The 6,602-nt window shown below is 71.2% G+C and carries 8 protein-coding genes; 5 read left to right on the top strand and 3 right to left on the bottom strand.

The genetic code is table 11. The features are described 5' to 3' along the window. Both QZ483_RS11945 and QZ483_RS11940 read left to right on the top strand, forming a co-directional pair. On the top strand, window positions 1-197 hold a 197-nt coding region (locus QZ483_RS11945), incomplete at its 5' end, for a helix-turn-helix domain-containing protein (protein ID WP_297084279.1). Window positions 198-206: 9 nt separating this feature from the next. Further along, a complete protein-coding gene (locus tag QZ483_RS11940) occupies window positions 207-1,517 on the top strand; it encodes an ATP-binding protein (RefSeq protein WP_297084278.1) in 1,311 nt (436 codons plus the stop codon). A gap of 49 nt (window positions 1,518-1,566) precedes the next feature. Here the strand turns inward: QZ483_RS11940 and QZ483_RS11935 are convergent, their stop codons facing one another. After that, window positions 1,567-2,034, bottom strand: coding sequence for a GtrA family protein (locus tag QZ483_RS11935; protein WP_297084276.1), 468 nt, complete (start codon window positions 2,032-2,034; stop codon window positions 1,567-1,569). A gap of 34 nt (window positions 2,035-2,068) precedes the next feature. On the opposite strand from QZ483_RS11935, the gene QZ483_RS11930 reads away from it, so the two are divergent. Together QZ483_RS11930 and purE are read left to right on the top strand one after the other, a co-directional pair. Next, complete coding sequence (locus tag QZ483_RS11930; RefSeq protein ID WP_297084274.1) at window positions 2,069-3,211, top strand: 5-(carboxyamino)imidazole ribonucleotide synthase; 1,143 nt, start codon at window positions 2,069-2,071, stop codon at window positions 3,209-3,211. Beyond that, on the top strand, window positions 3,208-3,717 hold the full coding sequence (gene purE, locus QZ483_RS11925) for a 5-(carboxyamino)imidazole ribonucleotide mutase (protein WP_297084272.1): 510 nt from the start codon (window positions 3,208-3,210) through the stop codon (window positions 3,715-3,717). Before QZ483_RS11930 ends, purE begins: the two co-directional genes overlap by 4 nt. Window positions 3,718-3,721: 4 nt before the next feature. Here the strand turns inward: purE and QZ483_RS11920 are convergent, their stop codons facing one another. Both QZ483_RS11920 and QZ483_RS11915 read right to left on the bottom strand, forming a co-directional pair. Beyond that, window positions 3,722-4,894, bottom strand: a complete 1,173-nt coding sequence (locus tag QZ483_RS11920; protein ID WP_297084270.1) for an LCP family protein — start codon at window positions 4,892-4,894, stop codon at window positions 3,722-3,724. Window positions 4,895-5,099: 205 nt separating this feature from the next. Further along, complete coding sequence (locus tag QZ483_RS11915; RefSeq protein ID WP_297084268.1) at window positions 5,100-6,320, bottom strand: LCP family protein; 1,221 nt, start codon at window positions 6,318-6,320, stop codon at window positions 5,100-5,102. Window positions 6,321-6,401: 81 nt separating this feature from the next. Here QZ483_RS11915 and QZ483_RS11910 point away from each other — a divergent pair. Further along, a partial coding sequence (locus QZ483_RS11910; RefSeq protein ID WP_297084266.1) for a glycosyltransferase family 2 protein occupies window positions 6,402-6,602 on the top strand: 201 nt, incomplete at its 3' end.

Below are 6,602 nucleotides of genomic sequence, written 5' to 3'. Positions count from 1 at the left end.
TCGTCGCGAACGCGGGCTCGGTGGTCTCGCGGGACACCCTCATGCGCGAAGTCTGGGATGCGGACGCCGGCGCTCCGTCGAAGACGCTGGACATGCACGTGTCGTGGCTGCGCCGCAAGCTGGGCGACGACGCCTCCGACCCGACGTACATCACCACCGTGCGGGGGATGGGCTTCCGGTTCGAGAACGACGAGTAGGCGCGCTCGATGCGGCGCCGCGTCCTTCAGGCCACCATCTCCGCGCTCGCGGTCGCGGTGGTCCTGCTGGGCATCCCGCTCGGCATCTTCGCGGCGCAGTTCGTGCGCGAGGATGCGCTGCGCGACCTGGACCTGCGCACTGCCACCGCGGGGCGCGCCCTCGATGTGCGCTACCGCGCTGGAGAGACGATCACCGAGGACAACCTCGCGTCGTACGTGAGCTCCGCCCCGGGAGCAGGCTCCTACATTCAGGTCCAGCTGCCCGACGGCACGGAGCTGACGGCCGGTGCTCAGCCCTCCTCGGCCTTCTCCGATTCGACCGTCACGGAGTCGGGCATCGTGGTCGTGATGTCGGTCTCGACGTGGGACGTGTTCTGGCAGGCCGCTCGGTACGTCGCGGTGGTGTTCGGCGCCGGGCTGGCTGCGGTGCTCGTGGGCATCTCGATCGCGATCTGGCAGGCCAACCGGCTGACGGCGCCGCTCGTGTACCTCGCGGCGAGCGCCGAGCAGCTGGGGAGCGGCCAGGTGCGGCCGCGTATCGAGCGATCGGGGATCGAGGAGATCGACCAGGTCGCCGAGGAGTTGTCCCGCAGCGCGGACAGGATGGCGGCGCGGCTCGCCGCCGAGCGCCAGTTCGCGGCCGATGCGTCCCACCAGCTGCGCACGCCCCTGACCGCTCTGACGATGCGGCTCGAGGAGATCAGCGTCACCACCACGCAGGCCGAGGTGCGCGAGGAGGCCGACAAGTCGCTCGAGCAGGTCGAGCGTCTGGTCGGCGTGGTCGACGACCTGCTGGGGAGGTCGCGACGCGCGCTGGGCTCCGGCACCCAGCTGGTCGTGCTCCAGGAGATCCTCGATCAGCAGCGTGAGGAGTGGGCGCAGGCCTTCGCGGGAGCCGGCCGGAGCCTGGTGATCAACGACACGGATGCGACGGTGTTCGCGACGCCGGGCGGGCTGGCGCAGGTGCTCGCGACACTGATCGAGAACTCGCTGCACCACGGCGGTGGGACCACCACGATCGCGACGCGCGAGTCGGGCGCGAATCACGCGATCGTGATCGAGGTCTCGGACCAGGGTGAGGGCATCCCCGAGGATCTCGCCCCGAGGATCTTCGAGCGCGCGGTCACGAGCGGCAAGGGCACGGGGCTGGGCCTCGCTCTCGCCAGGGATCTCGTCACGGCCGATGGCGGCCGCCTCGAGCTCGCCCACCGGGCCCCCGCGGCGTTCGCGGTGTTCCTCCAGGGAGTGCCGCAGATGGTCGATCTCGATACGGTCGTGCCCCACTCGAGCAGCCTGCCCCAGCGCCGCCGCGGCCGCTGACGGGAGCCGGCGGCCCCACCCGCGCATCGGCCCTCACCAGGGTTCTGCCTCAGTCGCGCGCCGCCTCGGGCTCCGGGTTGAAGACGAACAGCGCGTACCCCGAGTAGCGGGCGACCGTGCCGATCCCGATGCCGATCAGCGACGCGACGTTGTCCGCGACCGCCGAGGTCAACCCGAGTCCGTGGTGGCTCACGGCGACCACGGCGGCCTCGAGCGCGAGCGCGACGAGGTTCACGAGTCCGAACAGCGCCATCTCCCTCGCCGGCCGGTGGCGCCTCCCGCCGCGGAACGTCCAACCGCGGTGACCCCACCAGGCGAACAGGATCGAGACCACGGTGGCGAGGATCTTCGCCGTCACCACGCGGTCGTCGTCGCCCGCCACCTCGCTCTCGGGCGAGAGGGGGCCGAGCCGCAGCAGATTGAACACTGCGAGGTTGACGATGATCCCGGCGATGCCCACGGCGCCGAAGCGGGCCAGCTGGCCCGCTCGCCGCCTCACCCATGACCGCACGCTCACGAGGCACGAGCGTAGTCGCCGGTAGGTTGGTGCCATGACCCCACCCATCGTCGCCGTCATCGGCGGAGGCCAGTTGGCGCGCATGATGGCCCCGGCGGCCACCGCGCTGGGCATCACCCTTCGCGTTCTCGTGGAATCCGATCAGGCCGCCGCGGCGGCTAGCTCGCACGAGGCCGTCATCGGGCTTCCCACCGATCCCGACGCGGTCGCCAGGCTGCTCGCCGCGCCCCACCCGGACGTCGTGACCTGGGAGCACGAGCACATCCCCGCCGAGGTCGTCGAGGCGTGCGAGGCAGCAGGCGTCCCCGCGCGGCCCGGTCTGGGCGCGCTGCGCTTCGCTCAGGACAAGATCGACATGCGCGCACGGATGGACGAGCTCGGCCTGCCGAACCCGGCGTGGCGGCAGGTGTCGACGGCATCCGACCTGGAGGCGTTCCTCGCCGAGCACGGCACCGCCGTGCTCAAGACCGCCCGCGGGGGCTACGACGGCAAGGGGGTGCGCGTGGTGTCCTCCGCCGCGCAGGCCCGTGACTGGCTCGACGCCGCCGCGAACGGCGGACCCCGGCTGCTCGTCGAGGCCAAGGTGCCGTTCACCCGGGAGCTCGCGGCCCAGGTCGCGCGACGCCCCAGCGGCGAGACGCGGACCTGGCCGGTCGTCGAGTCCATCCAGCGCGACGGGGTGTGCTCGGAGGTGACGGCCCCCGCGCCCGGCCTGTCAGCGGAGCGCTCCGCACAGGCGCGCGCGATCGCGGAGCGCATTGCGACGGAGCTCGACGTCACCGGCGTCCTCGCAGTCGAGCTGTTCGAGACCGACGCCGGTCTCGTGGTGAACGAGCTCGCGATGCGCCCCCACAACTCGGGCCACTGGACCATCGACGGCGCGGTCACCAGCCAATTCGAGCAGCACCTGCGCGCGGTGCTCGACCTGCCGCTCGGCGACACGGCTCCGCTCGCGCCGTGGACCGTGATGGCCAATGTTCTCGGGGGCACGCGGGCGTCGCTCGGCGAGGCGCTCGGGGAGGTCGCCGATCCAGGTGCCAAGATCCACCTGTACGGCAAGGGCGTGCGGCCCGGCCGCAAGGTTGGCCACGTGACGGTGACGGGCGCCGATGCGCGCGAGACCTACGACCGCGCGGTCGCCGCCGCGGCTATCGTGAGGGACGGAGGTGCGGCATGAGTGAGGCTCCCGTCGTCGGGATCGTGATGGGCTCGGACTCGGACTGGCCCGTGATGCGCGCGGCCGCCGAGGCGCTGCGCGAGTTCGGCATCGCGTACGAGAAGGACGTCGTCTCCGCGCACCGCATGCCCGACGAGATGATCGCCTACGGCCGCGACGCCGCGGCTCGGGGCATCCGCGTGATCATCGCGGGCGCGGGCGGAGCCGCGCACCTTCCGGGGATGCTCGCGTCCGTGACCTCCCTGCCCGTGATTGGCGTGCCGGTTCCGCTCAAGCACCTCGACGGCATGGATTCGCTGCTGTCCATCGTGCAGATGCCCGCCGGGGTCCCGGTCGCGACCGTGTCCATTGGGGGCGCGCGCAACGCGGGTCTCCTGGCCGCACGCATCCTCGGGGCCGGCGACTCGGACGGAGCAGCGGAGCTGCGCGAGAGGATGGACGGCTTCCGGGATGACCTGCGCCGCATCGCCCACGCCAAGGGCGAGGCGCTCCGTCAGGAGGACTAGGCGGCTACAAGTCCTCGACCGCGCACGACGCGAGGATGTCCGCCTCGGTCTCGCGCACGGGGGTGGTGCTCGTGGCCGAGGGGCTCGGGGTGGCGACGGCCTCGGGCGTCGTGCTCGCTGTCGAGGAGGGGCTCGGCGAGGCTGTCGGGTCGGTCTGCTCGTCCGCATCCGCGTCCTCGAGCGGCACATCCGCGACGAGGCGGGCGAACATCTCCTGGGCCTCGGCCTCCAGCATGACGACGTCGCCGGACGCGTCGCCGGCGTACGCCCAGGGCACGGTGGTGAAGGTGAGGTTGTCGGTGTCGAAGTCGCGCAGGTGCCACGCCAGCCCGGCGAGGTTGCCGATCGACCCCAGCTGGGGGTCGAGCGTCAGCGACTCGGCTCCCGAGCGCACGAAGTCCGTGAGCTGCTGGACGTCGGTGAGCATGTTGAGCCCCAGGGCCTTGCGCGCGGTGTTGGTGAGCAGCTCGTGCTGCCGATCGATGCGCATCAGGTCGGTGCCGTCGCCCAGCCCCGTCCCGGTGCGGGCACGCGCGTACGCGAGCGCGGTCTCGCCGTCGAGCACCTGCGCGCCCGCCTCGAGGTCGAGCTTCGCCTTGGTCGAGTACATGTCGGTGGGGATGCACATCGGCACGCCGTCGAGCGAGTCGATCATGTTCTGGAACCCGCTGAAGTCCACCACGACGTAGTGGTTGTTGAAGTCGATCCCGGTGAAGTCGGTGACCGTGCGCATGGTGCACGCCGCCGCCTCCGCTCGGTCGCCGTTCGACCCGCCCAGCGAGAACGCCGTGTTGAACTTGGCCGTCCAGCCGGTCAGGGTGGTGCCGTCGAACATCTGGCAGTCGGCGATGCGCACGCGGAGGTCGCGGGGGATCGAGACGACGTCGATGCGGGTGCGATCCCCGCTGATGTGCATGATCATGGTCGTGTCCGAGCGCATGCCCTCGGCGACGCGGCCGCCGATGTCGCCGTTCTCGCCGTTGCGCTCGTCCGAGCCGATCAGCAGGATGTTGATCGGCTCTCCCGCGGCGAAGTCGGTCGGTTCGGCCTCCTCGACCACCTCTCCCGCGTCGCTCTTCGGCGCCGTGAGGGTGGCGATGTCCGTGCGCTCCAACGAGCCCTGCGCCAGCAGCGCGTAGCTCGTCCCGCCCACGAGGGCGAATCCTCCGATGGCCATGGCCGCGCTCAGGACGGCGACGAGCGCGCGGTGCCGCGGAGCGCGCGAGGCGTGCCGAGCGCGTGCACGGTGCCGAAGCGGCATGAAAGCCTCCGGTGGGACGACGAGGGGATGCGCGCCACACGAGCACGGGCGCTGGGGACAGGGTACCGGCGGGTCAACGATCCACGAGCGACCCAGGTTCCTCGGCGGCGACCGCGTCCTGTCAGCCGCACTCCTGAAGAATCTCGTCGATGGTCTCCGGAACGGCGGACGCATCGACCGAGGACTCATCATCGGAGCCGTCGTCGGGAGACGCGGACGGGTCGTCGGTGGCGTCGTCCGCGCGGCCGTCGTCCCACTCGGAGCTGGCGTCCCCCTCGGCGCTGACCGAGAGCGGCCGGTCGTTCCTGAGGTCGTCGAGCATGACCTCGGCGTCCTCGGTCATCTCGACGTTGAGGAAATCCTCGGTGTAGCGCCACGGGATGGTCTCGAACGTCAGGTCGTCCGCCCCGATGCCGCGCAGGCTGTACGCCAGGCCGATGAGGTACGTCGGCGACGCCAGCTCCTCGTCGGTTGACAGCGACTCGGCCCCCGCCTTCACGAACTGCGTCAGCGCCGCCGCGTCCGTCAGGAGGTTCTTCGACAGCGCCGCCCTGAACGTCGCCTCGAGCAGCTGCTGCTGTCGCGAGATGCGCTGCAGGTCGGATCCGGAGACGTCGCCCACCTCCGCGGTCCGCAGCCGCGCGTACGCGAGCGCCGTCTCGCCGTCGAGCACCTGCGGGCCGGCGTCGAGCTCGAGCTGCGCCTTCGAGGACACGATCCGCTCGGGAATGCACATGGGCACCCCGCCCAGCGCGTCGACCATGTCGATGAAGCCCACGAAGTCGACCACGGCGTAGTGGTCGACGCGCAGGTCGAAGACGTCGTGAATCGTGTTGATGACGCACGCGGCCGCCTCGGCGGCGTTGCCCTGCTGCCCGCCGTTGGAGAACGCGACGTTGAAGTCGTCGGTCCACCCCGGCACCACAGTGCCGTCGAAGAGCGTGCACTCGGAGATCGGCACCTGTAGGTCGCGGGGGATCGACACCAAGTCGATGCGTGACCGGTCGCCCGAGATGTGGGCGATGATCGTGGTGTCGTTGCGCATGCCCTCGGCGACATCGCCGCCGATGTCGGCGTTCTCGCCGGTGCGGACGTCGGACCCCATCAGCAGGATGTTGAGGGGCTCACCCGCGTCGCTGTCGACGGGAGGCGCCTCGGGAGTCTTCGTGACGAGCGACGTGATGTCCGTCGCTTCGATCGAGGCGCTGACGGATCCGGTGAAGGACTGGGCGAACACGATGACGAATCCCAGCACCGCGGAGACGACCACGGCGAGCACGCGAGCCACGGAGTGACGGGTCTCGCGGCCGCTGTGGCGCACGGGCGCAGCCCCTCCACTCACGTGTGTCTCCTCTCCCTGAGGCCTCACAGTCTACGGGGGCGCGGTGCGCCGCCGGCGGGTTCTGGCGTTAGCCTACGAGGCGTGACGACCCTCCAGCCGCTGCCCGACCTTCCGCCGGTGAGCGTCGTGATGCCGGTCCGCAACGAGGCGGAGCATCTCGAGGACGCCGTGCGCGCGACGCTCGACAGCGGCTACGGCGGCGAGCTCGAGGTGGTCCTGGCCGTCGGGCCCTCGGACGACGACACCGTGCAGATCGCCCACCGGCTCGCCGACGACCCGCAG

The sequence above is a fragment of the uncultured Demequina sp. genome (genome assembly GCF_913055775.1).
Taxonomy (GTDB): domain Bacteria; phylum Actinomycetota; class Actinomycetes; order Actinomycetales; family Demequinaceae; genus Demequina.
This window is presented reverse-complemented; position numbering and strand designations above follow the sequence as displayed.

Coding starts and splice junctions, on each gene's coding strand:
- QZ483_RS11920 (WP_297084270.1), bottom strand. CDS start 4,894: ATGGCCATCGGAGGATTCGCCCTCGTGGGCGGGACGAGCTACGCGCTG.
- QZ483_RS11940 (WP_297084278.1), top strand. CDS start 207: ATGCGGCGCCGCGTCCTTCAGGCCACCATCTCCGCGCTCGCGGTCGCG.
- purE (WP_297084272.1), top strand. CDS start 3,208: ATGAGTGAGGCTCCCGTCGTCGGGATCGTGATGGGCTCGGACTCGGAC.
- QZ483_RS11930 (WP_297084274.1), top strand. CDS start 2,069: ATGACCCCACCCATCGTCGCCGTCATCGGCGGAGGCCAGTTGGCGCGC.